Raw genomic sequence first — 17,661 nt, 5'->3', positions numbered from 1 at the left:
CGTACCCAGATGGGGGCGATCTCGGTCGGCGCCGCCGCGGGTGTGTCGGCGGCGCTGAACGCCGGTGCCGCGTACGGCCGGGTCGAGAACAGCCTGAAGAACGACGGCTCGGTCGAACTCGACATCCACGCGACCACCTCGTACGGCGACATCGTCGCCCGCAGCCTCTAGGCAGGTCGGACCCGCTGTGGCTCAGTCGCTGAGTCGCAGCGGGTCCTGACCGTCGTGCGTCAGCCCGCGACGTAGCCGTTGAACACGTGGAACCCGTCGGCGGCGCCGCTCGAGTTGGCCCGGTTCGTGTTGAAGTACAGCTTGCCGTCGCTGATCCCGACGCCCTCGATCTCGAACGCCGAGTACGCCGAGGACGTGATGCGGAAGGAGAGATCGGTGGCCGCGGGCGCGGTTCCGGTCGTCGCCGGTGTCACGTCCCGGTAGACGAGCACGATGCTGCGGTTCTCCTTGGTCAGCGGGTTGTAGAGGACCTTCGTGGTCTCGTCGTAGAAGAACCCCTGGGGATCGAAGGTTCCCAGGTCCGGCACGACGGCGCCGTTGACGAGGGCGTCGTCGACCTGCAAGGTGAACGCCTTCGTCACCTCGATGGTCCCGGAGGAGGCGCGCAGCGGGAGGCTGCCGTTGTAGATCGTCTTGCCCTTCTTGAACATGAACGTGATCGCGGTGCTGTTGACCGCGGCCCGGTCGATCCCGGACGGCGCCAGCACGGCCCCGTTGAGACGCACCTGGTAGGACCCGGCGTAGTAGTAGGTGGTGCCGTCGTAGCGGAGCCGCACGACCTGCGCGCTGTCGGTGTCGTCGTCCATCGTGACGATGAACATGTGGTGCTGGCCGTCGATGTCGACGATCGTGATGTCGTTCCCGTGCCCGAGCCACGTGTTGGTCGACGTGTCGTCGGTGCCGTTCCGCATCAGCACCCGCTCGCCGGTGGTCTTGTTGACCCGGTAGATGACGGCGACGGTGTCGCTACCGGTGTTGGTCTTGACCGAGTAGAGATAGGTGGTTCCGGCGGCGAAGCCTTGTACCCCGGTGCAGCCGCTCGTGTCCGGCGCGGCGGCCAGGTCGGTGTACGTGTTGTAGTAGGCGGCTTGAGCCGCGGTGGGGACGGCCGCGACCATGGCCAGCGCCAGGCCACCCGCCATCAGGGCGCGCGAGATTCGTACCTTGAACAAGGAATTCCCTTCGTAGATCAGATGTGACCACTCGGCTGTGACCGGCGGCCGGCCCTTCCGGCCCGGTCCGCGGCGCACGCTGATCAGCCGAGGTCGTGCTCCTCCAGCCCGCGCATGATCAACGCGCGGGTCGATCCGAACCCGTAGTGATCCAGATCAGAGGACAGTTCCGCCACCTCGCGGAGCACCGGTTCGACGTCGATGCCCAGCTCACGAGCCCGGTTGCAGAGCGACCAGATCGTCATCAGCTCATCGCGTGGATCGGCGCCCTGGTCCACCGCGGAGACGTGCACCAGCCGGCGGCGGAACTCCGACACCGACGACCACTGCCCCGGCAGGTGGACGGCCCAGCGGAAGGCACGGTAGGTCCCGAAGACGTCCCGGACCTCCGCGCGAGCCGACGGGCCGCCCGTCTCGTACGCGTCCAGCAGTACCTCCAGCGCGGCGGCCGCCTGGGCCGCCACCCCGGCCTCCTCCACCGGCGCGGGCGCCTGCCGGAGGCCGGCCCTCCAGTCCGGGTCACTCAGGTCGACCGGCCGCTCCGCGATGTCCCGCAACAGTTCGTCGATGACGGCGACGTCCGCACGGACCGCGACGAGATTCACGCTGTCATTGTGCTGGCGCAAGCTAGTCCGGCCCGACCAGGAGAACGAACGTGCGGGCGAGCCCGAACGCGTCGGTGCGCGGCCAGTCCAGCGCGGCGAGCGCCGCACTGGACGGTTCGTGCCGCCGGCCGTTGATCCGCACCTCGCATTCGGTGAAGTCACCGCCCTGCCCGACAAGCAGGCGAATGCCGTTGAGGTACGGCCGGTCGAGCCCCGTCGCGATGACCGGCGCCAGGGTCGACCACGGCATCGCTTCGGCGAACCACTCCTGCTTCCGCTGTGATCCGTCGGCGGACCACCCGGTCACGCTGCCGACGATCGCATGCCATCCGGCGAACCCGCCCTGCTCGCCGGACCTGAAGTGGCCCGCGAACTCCCCCTTCTGCTCGATCATCTCCAAGACCGTCACCAGGCAGGTCTCGATCCACGCCTGGATCGCCTGGCGGGCCGCCTCGACCGGGTCGGTCGCGAGACCGACCGTGCAGTCGGTGATCGTCGGCACGTCCGGGCGGTCGGCGTTCAGCAGGAGTTCCAGGTCGAGATGGCGGTATTCGTCGGTGTCCGGCGGAAGAAGCCGGACACCCAGCGACCCCGAGCGCAGCATCGGCCCGTCGGTCAGCTCCCACTCGCCGCCCAGCTCGGTGAGCATCGGCGCGGCGATCTCCAGCACCCGTTCGGCGGGAAGGGGATCGGGCGCCGACCGTGAATCGATCATGGTGACTCACCATACCGGCTGACGTTCGGCGCCTGGCACTCTTCAGGGGTGGTTGATCAGATGGCAAGGCCCGACCTGCTCGATGACCAGGCGCTGCATGCGTCGTCGGTCGTCGCCAACTGTGCGATGAACCGTGAACGGCAACTGGCCGGGGTCAACAGCTACGCGCGGGAGCTCGGCTTCGATCCGCTCGCCTGGCTCACCGAGGCCGCCCAGGTCCACAGTGACGTCGGGTGGCTCGACCTGTGCTGCGGCAGCGGCCGCGCGCTCATCCAGGCCGCCGCCCGGCTGCGACCGGGAGAAGCCACCCTGGTCGGGCTCGACCTGGTCGACGCGTTCGCGCCCGGGCCGGCCGTCCCCGGACCGACCCTCGTCGCGGCACCGGTCGAGACCTGGACGCCGCCGCGGGCGTTCGACCTGATCACCTGCGTGCACGGGCTGCACTACGTCGGGGACAAGCTGGCCGTGCTGTCCCGCGTCGTGCGGTGGCTGACACCCACCGGCCGCTTCGTCGCCGATCTCGATCTGTCCAGCATCCGGTTCGCCGACGGCCGGCCGGCCGGGCGCCGCCTGACCTCCCGGCTCCGTGCCGCCGGCATCGAGTACGACGCCCGCCGGCGCCGGATCAGTTGCACCGGCCCGCGCGACCTCGGCCTGCCCTTCACCTATCTCGGCGCCGACGACCGGGCCGGAGCCAACTACACCGGCCAGCCCGCCGTCCACTCCTACTACAGCGCGACATGATCATCAGAAGCGCTCGGATAGGGTCACGAACGTGTCGTGGGGCGAGGTGCATCTCTTCCGGGGGCGCGTGTTCGTGACGCGTGGCCGGTTCACCACGGGGGTGGCCGTCGAGGACGACTCCTGCGCGGGGCTGGGCGACGCGATCCTGCGGCTCTACGCGCTGGCCTCCGATTCGTACCGGGACGAGAGGGCCTCGTGGCGGGCCTTCTGTGGGAACGTCGTCGGCGTCCCGGACCGGGAATACCGTCCCGAGAAGACCGCTCGTGTCTACCTCAGCGGCGGTACTTGGCATGCCGCCGTCGACCCGTTCGGCCCGGAGGTGGCGATACCGGCGGTGCCGGACGCCGACGTCCCGCACGAACTCGGCACGATGGTGCGCGGACTGCTCGACGCGACCGAACCGGATTGGCCGACGATCCGCGAGGTGTCGGTCAAGACGTCGGCCACCGGCCGGCTGATCGTCATGCCGGTCGTCCGGATGTTCCTGGTCGGCCCGGCTCGCACCGCCGAGCCGGAGACCGCGTCGCTTCTCGCGGCCGTCCGCGCCGCCCTCCCCGAGTCGGAGCGGGAGCCGGGGGAGAGCCCGAACTACGCGGAGGCACTCGCCGCAGCCGGTGTCGACCGGCATCTGCTCAACGGAGGTGCCACCGTGTACCTCGAGGAGCTGTCCACCGGCTCGATCCGGCTCACCGGCACGGGCAGCGCCCTGAAGCAGCCCGCCACGGAGCGGACCTGGGTGGGCCCCGCCGACGACCTCACCGCCGTGTGCGACGAAGTCGTACGGATGATCGCGGATCTTCCGGTCGAGCACCTGCCTCCCGGCACTCCCGTCGGGACGAGCTTCGGCATCAAGATGACCTGGCTGGCGGTACGGGGCAGCACCGTCGAGCAGGTCGCCACCGCGATCGGCCTCACCGGCGGCAGGGAGGCCAGCTGGGACGAGGGCGTCCAGGCCGCCTGTGACGATCAGGTCTTCGTCTCGCCGCCGGCCGGTGGGTGGATCTTCGTGGTCAACGCCGTACGCGGGTTCGACGGCTCGTCCGTCGCGTCCCTCAGCGCCCGGCTCGGCACCGAGGTGCAGTACTTCGGCAACCACCGGGTCTCGGACTACGCCGAGTGGGCGCTCGCCGTCGACGGGCGGCTCGTCCGCCACGTCTGCTGTGGTGAGCCCAGCGAATGGTGTGACGTGACGGGCACGCCCACCCCGGTGGAGATCGAACTCGGCTTCGCGGCGTTGAAACCGGACGAGTTGGCGCCCGACCAGTACGACGTCATGAGGGTCGCCGCCGCCTGGAGCATCGACCCGAACGCCCTCTGCGTGATCGAATCGATCCCCCGCCCCGGCCTCCTCGGCCACCTGACCTGACGGGGCGTGCAGCAAAACGGCGGAATTCGTCCGGCGGTGACGGCGTGCGGCGACGATGGGGGCGACCAGGCATCGCACTTCGAGGAGTCGCCAGTCATGCCCACCAAATTGGCCGTCATCTACTACTCGGCCACCGGCACGATCCACCAGATGGCCCAGCGCGCGGCGCAGGCCGGTGAGAAGGCCGGCGCCGAGGTCCGGGTCCGCCAGGTGCCGGAACTGGCCCCGGAGGCGGCGATCGCCTCCAACGCGGCCTGGAGCCGGCACTTCGAGGCCACCAGGAACGAGCCGAAGGCCCAGGCCGACGACGTCGTCTGGGCCGACGCCGTGCTGCTGGGCACCCCGACGCGTTACGGCAACGTCTCCAGCCAGCTCAAGCAGTTCATCGACACCCTGGGCCCGCAGTGGGCGCAGGGTCTGCTGGCCGACAAGGCCTACGCCGGGTTCACCGCCTCGATGACCGAGCACGGCGGTCAGGAGTCCACCCTGCTCGCGATGTACCACACCTTCTATCACTTCGGCGGGATCGTGGTCGCGCCCGGCTACACCGATCCGCTCAAGTACGCAGACGGCAACCCGTACGGCGTCTCGCACGTCACCGGTGGGACCAACGACGCCCCGCTCGGCGACGTGCAGAACGCCGCCCTCGACCACCTGGCCGAGCGCATCGTCACCATCGCCGGCCGGCTCACGCGGTAGAGACGCCGAACCGGTCCCGGGCCTTGAGCCGTACGCTCGGCATCTCGGGCGCCGGCAGCGGCCGTGCCTGGCATCCGGTGACCGTGCCGAACCGCTGCCCGGCCATCCACTCGTCCCGCGCCCGCACGATCTCCTCGTGCGAGCGGCCGACGAAGTTCCACCACATGACGAGCGGCTCGTCGAACGGCTCGCCGCCGAGCAGGAAGAGCCGGGCGGCACCGTCGGTGTCCACGGTGAACTCGTCGCGGCCGGTGCCGAGATAGAGCAGCGAACCGGGCTCGAGCCCGGTGCCGGCGACCGAGGCGGCGCCGGACATCGCCAGCATGCCGTACTCGAAGCTCGGGTTCAGCGGCAGCCGTTGCCGGGCCGGGCCGTCGAACACCACCTCGGCGCCGACCAGTGGCGTATGGACGAGCGCGGGGGAGCGTTCCGTGCCGTACTCACCGGCGATCACGGTGACCGCCGCGTCGCCGCACCGCCACACCGGCAGGCTCGCGTGGTGCTCGAACCGGGCCGGGCCCCGCCGCGCCCGCTCCGGCAGGGCCACCCACAACTGCAGGCCGTGCATCCCCGCCGGATGTTCCGGCGGCGTGTACTCGGAGTGCGCGATGCCGTGCCCGGAGGTCATCAGGTTCAGCTGCCCGGGTTCGATCGACTGGTGGCTGCCCAGGCTGTCCCGGTGCTCGATCACGCCCTCGACCAGCCAGGTGACCGTCTGCAGCCCGGTGTGCGGGTGCGGCGGCACCTGTATGCCCGGCCGCCCGGTGACGTCGTCGGGACCGAAGTGATCCACGAAGCACCACGCCCCGATCATGCGCCGCCGCCGGTGCGGCAACAGTCTGCGGACGGTGGTGAACCGGCCAAGTGGTACGTCGTGTCCGGGCAGCAGCACGCTGTCCGGGTCGACGACCTCGGCCGGCGACGCGGAGTAGATCGCCTGTTCGGTGGCCATGCACCGACTCTAGAGGGCTGCCGGGAGGAAAGCGCATTCCCGCAGAATCCTCTACCTGTGTCCGGCCGCGGTCAACAGGACGACGGAGCCTTGTAGGCATTTGAGGTCATCTATGGAAATCGGTCGATCGGATGTTACGGTCCGATTAACCGCTTCAGTAGCGGCCCGCGCCTCCCCAGCGCGACACATCCCCGTCCCCGACCATGTTGGGATCCCCCATGCGACGCAAACTCCTGTGCGGCCTGTCGGTGGCCGCCGTCCTGGCCACCGCCGGCGCGGTCCCCACCGCCGCCAGTGCCGACGACGCGACCACCGGCGCGACCGCCGCCGTCGACAATCTGGACCGCGGACTGATCAGCCTGCGCACCCCGACCGGGAACTTCCTGTCCTGGCGACTCCTGGCATCCGACCCGGCCGGCGTCGCGTTCAACGTGTACCGCGGCTCGACCAGGGTGAACACCGCGCCGATCACCAAGGGCACCAACTTCACCGACACCGGGGCACCGGTCGGAGCTTCGTACACCGTCAAGCCGGTGGTCAACGGCGCCGAGACCGCCTCGCTCGCGGCGGCCACCCCGACCGCCGCGCTCGCGGCGGCGTACCAGGACGTGCCGATCCAGATCCCGTCCGGCGGCACCACGCCGGACGGCGTCGCCTACACCTACTCGGCCAACGACGCCTCGGTCGGCGACCTGGACGGCGACGGCGCCTACGAGATCGTCCTCAAGTGGGATCCGTCCAACGCCAAGGACAACTCGCAGTCCGGCTACACCGGGCCGGTCATCATCGACGCGTACGAGCTGAACGGCACCCGGATGTGGCGCCTCAACCTGGGCAGGAACATCCGGGCCGGCGCGCACTACACCCAGTTCCAGGTCTTCGACTACGACGGTGACGGCAAGGCCGAGGTGGTCCTGAAGACCGCGGACGGCACCACCGACGGCACCGGCGCGGTGATCGGCAGCTCGAGCGCGGACTACCGCAACTCGTCCGGCTACGTGCTGTCCGGGCCGGAGTACCTGACCGTCTTCAACGGACAGACCGGCAAGGCGATGGCGACCGCAGACTACGTGGTACCGCGCGGAACGGTCTCGTCGTGGGGCGACAGCTACGGCAACCGGGTCGATCGATTCCTGGCCGGGACCGCGTACATCAACGGGTCGTACCCGAGCATCATCATGGCCCGCGGCTACTACACCCGCTCGGTGGTCGTCGCCTGGGACTACCGCAACGGCGCGCTCACCCGCAAATGGACCTTCGACAGCAACTCCTCCACCAACGGCTCGGCCTGGACCGGGCAGGGCAACCACCAGCTCTCCATCGCCGACGTCGACGGCGACGGCAAGGACGAGATCATGTACGGCTCGATGGCCGTCGACGACAACGGCTCCGGTCTCTGGACGAACGGGCAGGGCCACGGCGACGCCTATCACGTCGGCGACCTGATCCCGAGCCGTTCCGGCCTGGAGCTCTTCCACGTCGACGAGAACACCACGAAGCTGGCCGCCTACATGGCCGACGCCCGTACCGGCGCGATCATCTGGTCCAACGCCTCCTGCGGCTGTGACAACGGCCGCGGCGTCTCGGACGACATCTACGCCGGCAGTCCCGGCGCCGAGTCCTGGTCGTCCGCGGTCTCCGGCCTGTTCAACACGTCCGGGCAGAACATCGGGCGCAAGCCGTCCAGCGCCAACTTCGTCATCTGGTGGGACGGCGACGCCCAGCGCGAGCTGCTCGACGGCACCCACATCGACAAGTACGGCACCAGCGCCGACACCCGCCTGCTGACCGCCAGCGACGTGCACTCCAACAACGGCACCAAGGCCACCCCGTCCCTGCAGGCCGACATCCTCGGCGACTGGCGCGAGGAGGTCATCTGGCCGACGACGGACAACACCAGGCTGCGCATCTACTCCACCACGGACAGCACCAGCATCTCGCGCACGTCGCTGATGCAGAACCGGATGTACCGCGAGGCCGTCGCCTGGCAGAACACCGCGTACAACCAGCCCCCGCACCCCTCGTTCGCCATCTCGTAGCCCGGCCGTCGCCCCGGGCCGTTCCACCGGGCGGCCCGGAGCGCCCTGCTAGCCAAGGAGTGATCTTGCGTAACCTGCGAAGAACAGCCAGCGGGCTGGCGACCCTGATCGTGGTGCCGGCCGTTCTGCTCGGCGTCTCGTCCACGGCCTCGGAGGCCGCGACCACGCTGACCGTCGCCTCCGACGGTTCGGCGACGTACCGCACCGTCCAGGCCGCCGTGGACGCGGTCCCGGCCGGCAACACGAGCCGCGTCACGATCACGATCAAGGCGGGTACCTACCGGGAGAGCGTGGTCATCCCGTCGAACAAGCCCTACGTCACGCTGGAGGGCCTCGGCTCGACCGCCGCCGCCACGGTGATCGTCAACAACAAGCCCGCCTCGACCGCCGGTACCACCGGTTCGGCCACGGTCTACGTGCAGGCCAAGGAGTTCTACGGCAAGAACCTGACGTTCAGCAACGACTACGACGAGGCCGCCAATGGCTCGTCGCAGGCGCTGGCCCTGGCGCTCTACGGGGACCGGGCGCGGCTGGGCAACGTGCGGGTCATCGCGGACCAGGACACGCTGCTGATCTACAACAACGCCCGGGCGTACGTCTGGAGCTCGTACATCGAGGGCACCGTGGACTTCATCTACGGCAACGGCAGCGCGGTGTTCTACGCCTGCCAGATCTACGAGAAGCGCAGCACCGGCGGTTACCTCACCGCGGCCAACACGCCGGCCACCCAGACGTACGGCTTCCTGATCTACAAGTCGACGATCACGGGAGCGACGAACAACGTCACCTACCTCGGCCGGCCGTGGGGTGCCGCCGCCCAGGTCACGGTCCGGGAGTCCAGCCTGAGCGCCACGATCAAGGTCGCTCAGCCCTGGACCGACATGTCCGGCAACTCGTGGAAGAACGCCCGGTTCTACGAGTACAAGAACACCGGATCGGGCGCGACCACCAACAGCAACCGCGCGCAGTTGACGGACGCGCAGGCTGCCAACTACACCCCGCAGAAGTACCTGGCCGGCTCGGACGGCTGGAACCCCGTCGGCTGAGCGGTCCCGGACCCGCGCCCGCCACCGGGGGCGCGGGTCTCCGGCGAGTGTGACGCGGTCACATGTACAGGTCGACGCCTCTGCCGTCGCTGAGGGTCGACTGCACCATCTTCATCGGCAGGTCGGTGCTGACCAGCGCCTGAAGCAGGTCGGCCTGGGCGTTGACCTGGGCCTGCCGGGCCTGCGGGTCTTGCATCTGGCCCGCTGCGATCACGTTGAACGAGACGGGGCCGACGGAACCTACGGACATGGTCACTCCCTGGGGGTGGGAACAGCTGCAGTCCATTGATCGCCTGCTGCCACCCGGGCTTGAGGGAAACTTTTGCGTTGCGACTGCATTGAAAAGCCAGCTATCTTCTTGGCAATGCAGTCGCACTGCAACGTTGCCCGGAGGTAGTCATGCTGGTCGTCCCACTCGCCCACGCCGCGTCGATCGCGCTCGCCGGCGGGAAGGCCGCCGCGCTCGGTGAGCTGATCCGGGCCGGTGAGACGGTCCCGGACGGATTCGTCGTGACCACCGAGGCGTTCCGGGCGGGTGTGGTCCCGCGCGATGTCGTGGCCGGTCTCTTCCAGGCGATGGGCCCGGTCGCGGTGCGGTCCAGCGCCACCGCCGAGGACCTGCCCGACGCCAGCTTCTCCGGGCAGTACGACACGTTCCTCGACGTGACCGGGATCGACCCGCTGATCGCGGCCATCGAGAAGTGCTGGGCGTCGGTGCGCTCGCCACGTGCGGTCGCCTATCGGGCGACGCGCGGGCTGCCCGAGCCGGAGATGGCGGTGATCGTGCAGCGGATGATCACGGCCACCACCGCCGGCGTGCTCTTCACCGCGAACCCGGTCACCGGCAACCGCACCGAGATGCTCGTCGAGTCCACCGCCGGCCCGGGCACCGGCGTCGTCGACGGCACCGCACCGGTCGACCGATTCAGCCCCGCCGAGGGCACGCCGCTGCGCGCCCTCGGCGAGCGCCTGCAGCAGCACTTCGCCGCGCCGCAGGACGTCGAATGGGCGATCGACGACGACCGGAAGCTCTGGCTGCTCCAGTCCCGGCCGATCACCACGCTCTTCCCGGCCCCGCCGCGACACGACGGGCCGCTCCCGCGCGTCTATGTCGAATTCGGTCACGTCCAGGGCATGCTGCGCCCGGTCACCCCGATGGGCCTGTCCAGCCTGAAGCGCCTGATCTCGGCGATGACGGCCTCGCTCGGCGTGCGGGCCGAGATCGTCGACATCGGCGGCCGCCTCTACGGTGACCTCTCCGATCTGGCTCGCCATCCCTCCGCCCGCAAGCGCCTGGTCAAGCTGATGGCGGTCGACTTCGGCCCGCGCGCCCAGGCCGTCATGGACCACGTCCTCACCGACCCCCGCTTCGCTCCTACCCCGGCCGGGCCGAGAACCGAAAGATCAAAATCAGCCTTGGGTACGGGCTTCCGCGCCGTCACCGGGATTCTCCGGGCGCTGCGCAGTCCCGAGGCGGCGCGGCAGCGCGTACTCCACGCCGTCGAGCGACTCCGGCTGGACGCCGCCGCGCCGGCCGGCTTGAACACCGCACACGAGCGGATCGCCTTCGTCCGCGCGGACGGTCCCGGCGGCAGCGCCGACGACCTGACGTGGCCGATCGTGGCCGGCCTGCTCGCCACCGCGGTGCCGGGTGAACTGCTCAAGGGCGTCGCCACACCCGACGAGATCCACACCGCCCTCGGCGGGGTGCCCGGCAACGTCACGATCGAGATGGACCTGGCGTTGTGGCGGCTCGCCCGCGACGCGGCCGCACACCGCGAGCTGCTGCTCGCCACACCGCCGGCCGACCTGGCCGAGCTCTACCTGCGCGGCGGCCTGCCGCCGATCGGTCTGGACGGTTTCCTCGAGCGATACGGCCACCGGGGCCCGGCCGAGGCCGACCTCGGGGTGCCGCGCTGGTCCGAGGACCCGTCCGGGATCTTCGCGGCGATCGCCAACTACCTTCGGGTGACCGAGCCCGGCCAGGCACCGGACGTCCGGTTCGCCCGTGCCGCGGCGGCCGGAGAGGCGGCGCTGGATGAGCTGGCCACGCGGGTCCGCCGGCGGCGCCCGGTCCGCGGCCGGCTGGCGATCTTCCTGCTGCGACGGGCTCGAGCCCTGTCCGGCCTGCGGGAGTACGGCAAGTTCGCCGGACTGTACCGCCTGTCGTCCGTACGGGATCAATTGCTCTTGATCGGCTCTGATCTCGTCGAGAACGGTGCCCTGGCGTCTCCCGGGGACATCATGTTCCTGACCCTGGACGAGGCGGAGGCCGCCGTGCGGACCGGTGCGGACCAGCGCGATCTCGTGGCCGCGCGCCGGGCGACCCATCTCGCCGAGTCCCGGCGGCAGCACGTTCCGGTCGCGCTGCTCTCCGACGGCACCGACGTGGAGGCCCTGCTGCCGGCGGCCGGGGACGGCGACGGCTGGCGGGGTGTCGGCGCGTCCCCGGGAACGGTGACCGGGCGCGCCAGGGTCGTCCACGACCCGGCGACCGCCCGCCTCGACCCCGGCGACATCCTCGTCGTCGCGACCACCGACCCGGCGTGGACGCCGCTGTTCCTCACCGCGGGCGGCCTGGTCAGCGAGACCGGGGCGGTGATGGCGCACGGCCCCACGGTGGCCCGCGAATACGGCCTGCCCGCGGTGATCAGCGTCCGGGACGCCACGATCCTGATCGAAGACGGCCAGCAGATCACCGTGGACGGCGCGGCGGGGACCGTGCGCGGCGTCGCGCCGTGATCTGTGCTTCTTGCCATAGGTCAGGCGTCGCGCTGACTGATCGGCCATCGAAGTCAGGCCGAAGGGCTGGTGTCGGCCCGAATTGTGGCTGCTTATCCTGCCACGTCTTGATCTTTCTAGGTGACGAGGATTTCGCCTGATGCGACGCATCATCCTGGCCGCTACCGCGGGCGCCCTGCTGCTGACCGCTTCCGCCTGCGGGACGTCGTCCGACACCGACGCCGCCGCCCCGGCGACGACCACCGCGGCCGCGGTGGCCAGCCCGTCCGCCGACTACACCGCCGACACCAAGAAGGTGTGCGACGACATGGGCGAGCTCCTCGGGGGCAAGAAGATGGAGCAGTTCGGCGCGAAGCTGGGCGAGTTCATCGGCTACACGCAGGCGAAGGCGAGCAGCCCGGCGAAGAAGGCCCGCACCGAGGCGGGTAAGGAGCTGAAGGAGCTGGCGACGTCGCTGACCAAGCTCACCGGGGCGGCGCAGGACCCGGGGCTCCAGGCGGCCGGCGAGGAGACCCTGAAGCTCATCAACAAGAGCGCCGAGGACGAGGCCTTCTTCGCGAAGTTCAAGACCGTGGACGACGTCTCGAAGAAGCTCGAGCCCGAGGTCACCGCCTGGCTCGCGCCGCTGGACAAGTTCTGCGCCTGAGCTGAAACGCACTGACGGTCCCGCCTCGGTATCGAGGCGGGACCGTTTGCGTATGGCGGCCGGTCCCGACCGCTACGAGGACGCGGCGGTCAGGACGCAGCCAGGACGTCGACGACGAATCGCAGCGCACCGGCCGGTCGTCCGTCGCCCGGATTCTCGCCGTACGCCAGGTCGGCCGGGATGTCGAGCTGCACCCGGCTGCCCACCTTCACCCCGAGCAGCCCCTGGTCCCAGCCCTTGATGACCCGGCCGGCCCCGATCTGGAAGCTGAACGTCTTTTTGCGTTCCCAGGACTCGTCGAACTGCTTGCCGTCGGCGTAGGTGACACCGACGTAGTTCACGTCGATCGTCTGACCTGACTGGACCGTCGCACCCGTTCCCTGGATGAGGGTCGTCGTCTTGAGCTCGGTGACAGTGCCGGTGCCGGCGGTCGCGGCCGGCCTCCTGCCCAGGGCCGGGTCGGCGCCAGCCGGCACCGGCGGCCACGTCGCACTCGGCGCGGCACTCGTGTCCGCGCTCGCGGCGGTCGGGCTCGGATCGGACGAGCTGCCGATCCACGTGATCAGCCCGACGACGAGGGCGAGCATGACCGCGGCCGCGCCGGTGACGGCGAACGCCTCGCGGCGTTTCCGCATCGTCCGGGCGCGCGCCTTGGCGGCCTTGGCCTCGGCCCGCTTCTCGGCCTTCGTCTTGGAGGGTGGTCCGCCGGCGGCGGCACGGTTGACAGCCGCGCTGCTGCGGCTCGTTACGGAATCGGGCACCGTCCGACGATACGACACTCGCCGTACCGCCGGAACCGCTGGTGAAACCGGCCGGGGCGACGTGGAGCCGCCGCCCCGGCGAAACGGTTACAGGGAGAGGGTCCAGGAGTCGATGCGGCCGGTGTCGATCGTGGCGGCGTCCTGGACGCGCAGCGTCCAGGTGCCCCGAGCGGTCTCGCCGGACAGGTTCACGGTGTAGGTCTGGTTGATGTTGTCAGTGCCTCCACCGGCGCGGTTGTGCAGGACGTAGGCGCTACCGTCCGGCGCGATCAGACTGACCACCAGGTCACCGATGTAGGTGTGGACGATGTGCACCTCGACCGTGCTGGTCGCGGACGGGGTGGTGAGGCAGTCGGCGACCTCGATCGTGCTCTGCACGGTGGTGTTGTCGGGGATGGCCACGTCGGTGCCGTTGGTGGCGGTGCAGCCGGTCGCGCTGTTGACGGTGACGGTGAGCGTCGCCGAGCGGGTGATCGACGCGGCGGTGGCGGTGATGGTGATCGGTGCGCTGCTGCGGGCCGCGTCGGCGGCCGCGGTGACCGTGACCGTGGCGGATCCACCGGCGGTGACGGTGGCCGGCTCGAACGAGACGGTCACGCCGGCCGGGGTGGTGCCGGCGCTGAGCGTCACCTCCTCGGCCTCGCCGTTGACCAGCACGGTGTTCGCGGTCAGCGTGGCGGAGGTGCCCGGGTCGATCGTTGTGGTGGGCGCCGACAGGGTGAAGGAGAAGTCGTTGCCCGTGGAGCAGACGTCGCTCCCGGCCACGTTCACCGCGGTCCAGGCGGCCTGGACGGCCTTGTACTCGCGGCCGCAGAAGCCGTACAGATCGGCGGCGGCCGAGAGGGTGTAGCCGCGCGCCGCGGTGTAGTTGGTGTTGGAGACGAAGTAGCTGTCCAGGGCGCGGAACCAGATCGCCGAAGCCTTGTCCCGGCCGATGCCGGTGACCGCCGACGCCGAGCCGCACAGCGGCGAGGTCCCGTACGGCGTGGCACCGCTTCCCTCGGCGAGGTCGAAGAAGAAGTGGTTGGCGACGCCGGACGAGTAGTGCACGTCGATGTTCTTGGTGGTGCTCGACCAGCAGCCGTGCGAGGAGCCGTCGAGGGTGGGGTTGTACATGTACCGCAGCGGCGCCCCGGTGCCCCGGATGTCGATCTTCTCGCCGATGTCGTAGTCGCCCGGGTCGACGGAGGTGTTCGCGTAGAACTCGACCATGCTGCCGAAGATGTCGCTGGTCGCCTCGTTCAGGCCGCCCGGCTCCCCGGAGTAGGTCAGCCCGCCGGGCACCACGTTCTCGGTGACGCCGTGCGACATCTCGTGCCCGGCCACGTCCAGCGCGACCAGCGGCTTCGCGTTGCCGGAACCGTCACCGTAGGTCATCTGGGCGCCGTCCCAGAAGGCGTTGACATAGGCGCTGCCGTAGTGGACGCGCGACGGCACGCCGGTGCCGTTGCCGAAGATGCCGTTGCGGCCGTGCACGTTCTTGAAGTAGTCGAAGGTGGTGGCCGCGCCGAAGTGCGCGTCGACGCCGGCCGAGGCGCGGTCGGTGTTGACGCCCGTACCCCAGATGTTGTCGGCGTCGGTGAAGGTGGTGCAGGTGCCCGAGGTCCGGTTGTTCATGTCGCAGGTGGTGCCGCCGCCGCGAACCGGGTCGGTGAGGCTGTAGGTGCTGCCGGAGAGCGTCGTCTCGATCGCGACCGGGCCGCTGTAGATGCCGGTCCCGGTGCCCGCGACGCTTTCGATCTCGTCGTACGAGCCGGTGACCTCGCCGGTCCGGGCGTCGGTGAGCACGTGCAGGCGCGACGGGGTCTGCCCGTCCGGCAGCCAGCCGCTGACCACGGTGTCCCAGGACAGCACGCCGGTGCCGCGACTGGCGTCGACGAACAGCTTCGGGGCGGCTGTGCCGGTGACCTTGCCGGTGAACGCGGCGGGGGCCGTCTTGCGTGCCTTGGCCGCGGTGACCTTCGGCGTCGTGCTCAGCGACAACGCTTCGGTCAGGCCGACCGAGCTACCGGTGTACGTACCGGCGGCGTCGGTCCGGATGATCAGGTCGCCGCCGTACACCCGCAGGCCGTCGTAGGTGCGGGTGTAGCGGACGGTGCCGCGGCCGGCGGCGTCGGTCTTGCTGCTGTAGACGTGGTAGGCGTCGCGGGGCGAGGCCTTGACGGCGGCCGGATGCTGGGCGATCGCCTGATCGGCTGCGGCCACCTGTGGTGATCCTGGTGAGACGGGCGGTGCGGCCGACGCGGTCGTGGCGGTCGCCGCCAGCCCTCCGCCGGCCAGCGCGATGACGCCGGCCAACGCGATTGCGATTCTCACGAAGTTCCTCCCTGAACTGAGAGAACAGGCATTCATTAATCGCTATCCTTCTATATAAACCCCTTCTGATACCGAGACATATGTGTAAATTTCATGTTCCGAACTGAAGGCGCCGGCGGGGTGGCGGCGGGCCGGGCCGTGGTGGTGGGATGGGTACGCCCCATGGGTCACGGAGCGGGGCGCCGGAGATCACGGGGGTGACGATGACCGGGCCTGTTGTCGCGGCGCGCCGGTTCGGGGTGGCGGACAGCTCCGGCGAGCGTCATGCGGACTGGCTGGAGCTCTTCTTCGACCTGGTGTTCGTGGTCGCCGTCGCCGAACTCGCGTCGACATTGGAGCACCACCCGTCCGGGCCGGGCCTCGTGCGGTACGTGCTGCTGTTCGTGCCGGTGTGGTGGGCCTGGGTCGGCTACACGTTCTATGCCGACCGGCTGCAGAGTGGACCCGACGTCACATACCGGATCCTGATGATCGTGGCGATGCTCGCCGTCGCCGCCCTAGCGGTAGCGGTCCCGCACGCCTTCGACGGCACCGGCTCGGTGCGGTTCGCGCTCTGCTATGTCGCGGTTCGCGCCCTGCTCATCGTCCTGTACGCCCGCGCGTTCCGCCTTGACCGGTCCGCCCGCCCGCTGACCGGCCGCTACCTGACCGGCTTCACCATCGGTGCCGCGCTCTGGCTGGTCTCGATCGCGGTGCCGACTCCCGGCCGGTACGCACTGTGGGCGGCCGGTCTGCTGGTCGAGCTGGCCGTCCCGCTGCTCTCCGCGCGCGCCATCGCCCGGGTGCCGTTCCACGTGTCGCACATCCCGGAGCGGTTCGGGCTGTTCGTCATCATCGTGCTCGGCGAGGCCGTGGCGCTGGGCGCCCTGAGCCTCGGCGAGGGCGGACAGGAGCCGCTGCCCCTGGCGGTCGGCGGTGCCGGGTTCCTGATCATCGGGGCGCTGTGGTGGCTGTACTTCGACGGCGTCGACGGCTCGTCGATGCGCCACTGGTGGGTGAGCGGCCAGGTCTACGTTTACGGCCATCTCGTCGTGCTCGCGGCGCTCACCGCGTTCGGAGTCGGTGTCCTGCTGGCCACCCACGCGGTGCACGACGCCGCGCTCGACGGCAGTGCCCGGTGGGCGGTGTGCGGCGGCATCGGGGCGTTCCTGCTGGCGATCGGGCTCATCCAGCTCTGCCGCCCGGATGGCTGGCGTGACCCATGCTCCTGGGTCAGGCTCGGTGCGGGCGTTCTGTTCCTGCTGCTGCGGCCCCTCGGCGCCGGTCTGCCGCTGCTCCTGCTGGAGTTGCTGGCCCTCGTCCTGCTCACCACGCAGATCATCGTCGAGCACCGGCTGCGCGCGGCGATGCCGGCCTCGACCGCCGGCGGATAGCCGGAGCCGCTCGGCCTCCTACCCGTGGGCGCGCAGCAGTCTGGCCGCTTGGTCACGGAGGATGCCGCGCTGGGTGTGGTCGAGTTCCGGGAGGAGCCGGATCGCGGCGTGCAGGGCCCGCTGCCGGGCCGGTTCGTCCGGGAGACGGCGGCCACCAAGTCGATCATCAGGTAGCCGCAGTGGTATCTGTCGCTGATCGTCTCGGCGATGTTCGCCGCCATCGCCGTGAGCCTCGCGTGCAGCGCGGCATCGACCGCTGAGGCGGCCAGTGCGGTGATCGTTTCCAGGAGGTTGGTCGGGTCCGCCTCGGCGAGGGCGGGTAGCGTCGCGGCGATCTCGATCTGGTCGTCGTTGAGGAACGGCGCGAGTGCCCGTACCAGCGAGGTCCGTTGGGAGAGCAGGTGCAGGCGGTCGACCGTGTCGAGTGCGGCATCGCGTTGGTCCCGATCGAGTTTGTGGGCCAGGGCGACCAG

At 70.0% G+C, this 17,661-nt stretch carries 16 protein-coding genes; 9 read left to right on the top strand and 7 right to left on the bottom strand.

Annotated features, from left to right (window positions below):
* Nucleotides 1–230: 230 nt before the first annotated feature.
* From CHC09_RS44445 to CHC09_RS44435, 3 genes are all read right to left on the bottom strand, one after another.
* The gene (locus CHC09_RS44445) at nucleotides 231–1,184 is read right to left on the bottom strand and encodes a hypothetical protein (protein WP_143232947.1); all 954 of its coding nucleotides are present in this window, start codon (nucleotides 1,182–1,184) and stop codon (nucleotides 231–233) included.
* Between the two features lie 83 nt (nucleotides 1,185–1,267).
* Nucleotides 1,268–1,789, bottom strand: a complete 522-nt coding sequence (locus CHC09_RS44440; RefSeq protein WP_089299308.1) for a hypothetical protein — start codon at nucleotides 1,787–1,789, stop codon at nucleotides 1,268–1,270.
* A 22-nt stretch (nucleotides 1,790–1,811) separates the two neighbouring features.
* Nucleotides 1,812–2,504 (bottom strand): DUF6348 family protein, encoded by a 693-nt coding sequence (locus tag CHC09_RS44435; RefSeq protein ID WP_089299307.1) that lies wholly within the window; start codon nucleotides 2,502–2,504, stop codon nucleotides 1,812–1,814.
* A gap of 60 nt (nucleotides 2,505–2,564) precedes the next feature.
* On the opposite strand from CHC09_RS44435, the gene CHC09_RS44430 reads away from it, so the two are divergent.
* The 3 genes from CHC09_RS44430 to wrbA all read left to right on the top strand — a co-directional run bounded on the left by CHC09_RS44430 (nucleotide 2,565) and on the right by wrbA (nucleotide 5,313).
* Nucleotides 2,565–3,248 (top strand): class I SAM-dependent methyltransferase, encoded by a 684-nt coding sequence (locus CHC09_RS44430; protein WP_089299306.1) that lies wholly within the window; start codon nucleotides 2,565–2,567, stop codon nucleotides 3,246–3,248.
* Between the two features lie 31 nt (nucleotides 3,249–3,279).
* Entirely contained in the window at nucleotides 3,280–4,614 is a 1,335-nt protein-coding gene (locus CHC09_RS44425; protein ID WP_089299305.1) for a hypothetical protein, read from the top strand.
* Between the two features lie 96 nt (nucleotides 4,615–4,710).
* Entirely contained in the window at nucleotides 4,711–5,313 is a 603-nt protein-coding gene (gene wrbA / locus CHC09_RS44420; RefSeq protein ID WP_089299304.1) for an NAD(P)H:quinone oxidoreductase, read from the top strand.
* Here the strand turns inward: wrbA and CHC09_RS44415 are convergent.
* Nucleotides 5,303–6,265: a pirin family protein gene (locus tag CHC09_RS44415; protein ID WP_089299303.1), complete on the bottom strand. Its 963-nt coding sequence runs from the start codon at nucleotides 6,263–6,265 to the stop codon at nucleotides 5,303–5,305. The genes wrbA and CHC09_RS44415 overlap by 11 nt on opposite strands.
* Before the next feature lie 218 nt (nucleotides 6,266–6,483).
* On the opposite strand from CHC09_RS44415, the gene CHC09_RS44410 reads away from it, so the two are divergent.
* On the top strand, nucleotides 6,484–8,304 hold the full coding sequence (locus tag CHC09_RS44410) for a rhamnogalacturonan lyase (RefSeq protein ID WP_239138764.1): 1,821 nt from the start codon (nucleotides 6,484–6,486) through the stop codon (nucleotides 8,302–8,304).
* A 65-nt stretch (nucleotides 8,305–8,369) separates the two neighbouring features.
* A complete protein-coding gene (locus tag CHC09_RS44405; protein ID WP_239138763.1) occupies nucleotides 8,370–9,350 on the top strand; it encodes a pectinesterase family protein in 981 nt (326 codons plus the stop codon).
* A 58-nt stretch (nucleotides 9,351–9,408) separates the two neighbouring features.
* Here CHC09_RS44405 and CHC09_RS44400 read toward each other — a convergent pair whose 3' ends face one another.
* Nucleotides 9,409–9,600 carry a hypothetical protein gene (locus CHC09_RS44400; protein WP_143232946.1) on the bottom strand — a complete coding sequence of 64 codons (192 nt, stop codon included), beginning with the start codon at nucleotides 9,598–9,600 and terminating at the stop codon, nucleotides 9,409–9,411.
* 149 nt (nucleotides 9,601–9,749) lie between these two features.
* Here CHC09_RS44400 and CHC09_RS44395 point away from each other — a divergent pair, with 149 nt between their 5' ends.
* Together CHC09_RS44395 and CHC09_RS44390 are read left to right on the top strand one after the other, a co-directional pair.
* Entirely contained in the window at nucleotides 9,750–12,092 is a 2,343-nt protein-coding gene (locus CHC09_RS44395; RefSeq protein WP_089299300.1) for a PEP/pyruvate-binding domain-containing protein, read from the top strand.
* Nucleotides 12,093–12,231: 139 nt separating this feature from the next.
* Nucleotides 12,232–12,738 (top strand): hypothetical protein, encoded by a 507-nt coding sequence (locus CHC09_RS44390; protein ID WP_089299299.1) that lies wholly within the window; start codon nucleotides 12,232–12,234, stop codon nucleotides 12,736–12,738.
* A gap of 89 nt (nucleotides 12,739–12,827) precedes the next feature.
* On the opposite strand, the gene CHC09_RS44385 is transcribed toward CHC09_RS44390, so the two are convergent.
* Both CHC09_RS44385 and CHC09_RS44380 read right to left on the bottom strand, forming a co-directional pair.
* Entirely contained in the window at nucleotides 12,828–13,499 is a 672-nt protein-coding gene (locus CHC09_RS44385; RefSeq protein WP_179277569.1) for an FKBP-type peptidyl-prolyl cis-trans isomerase, read from the bottom strand.
* Between the two features lie 87 nt (nucleotides 13,500–13,586).
* Entirely contained in the window at nucleotides 13,587–15,815 is a 2,229-nt protein-coding gene (locus CHC09_RS44380) for a M4 family metallopeptidase (protein ID WP_179277568.1), read from the bottom strand.
* A gap of 203 nt (nucleotides 15,816–16,018) precedes the next feature.
* Between CHC09_RS44380 and CHC09_RS44375 the strand changes: the two genes are divergently transcribed.
* On the top strand, nucleotides 16,019–17,188 hold the full coding sequence (locus tag CHC09_RS44375) for a low temperature requirement protein A (RefSeq protein WP_179277567.1): 1,170 nt from the start codon (nucleotides 16,019–16,021) through the stop codon (nucleotides 17,186–17,188).
* A 48-nt stretch (nucleotides 17,189–17,236) separates the two neighbouring features.
* Nucleotides 17,237–17,362, top strand: a complete 126-nt coding sequence (locus tag CHC09_RS48665; protein ID WP_280523930.1) for a hypothetical protein — start codon at nucleotides 17,237–17,239, stop codon at nucleotides 17,360–17,362.
* The last annotated feature ends 299 nt before the right edge of the window (nucleotides 17,363–17,661 follow it).

Origin of the sequence: Actinoplanes regularis (assembly GCF_900188005.1) — a bacterium.
In the GTDB taxonomy this organism is placed as follows: domain Bacteria; phylum Actinomycetota; class Actinomycetes; order Mycobacteriales; family Micromonosporaceae; genus Actinoplanes; species Actinoplanes regularis.
This window is presented reverse-complemented; position numbering and strand designations above follow the sequence as displayed.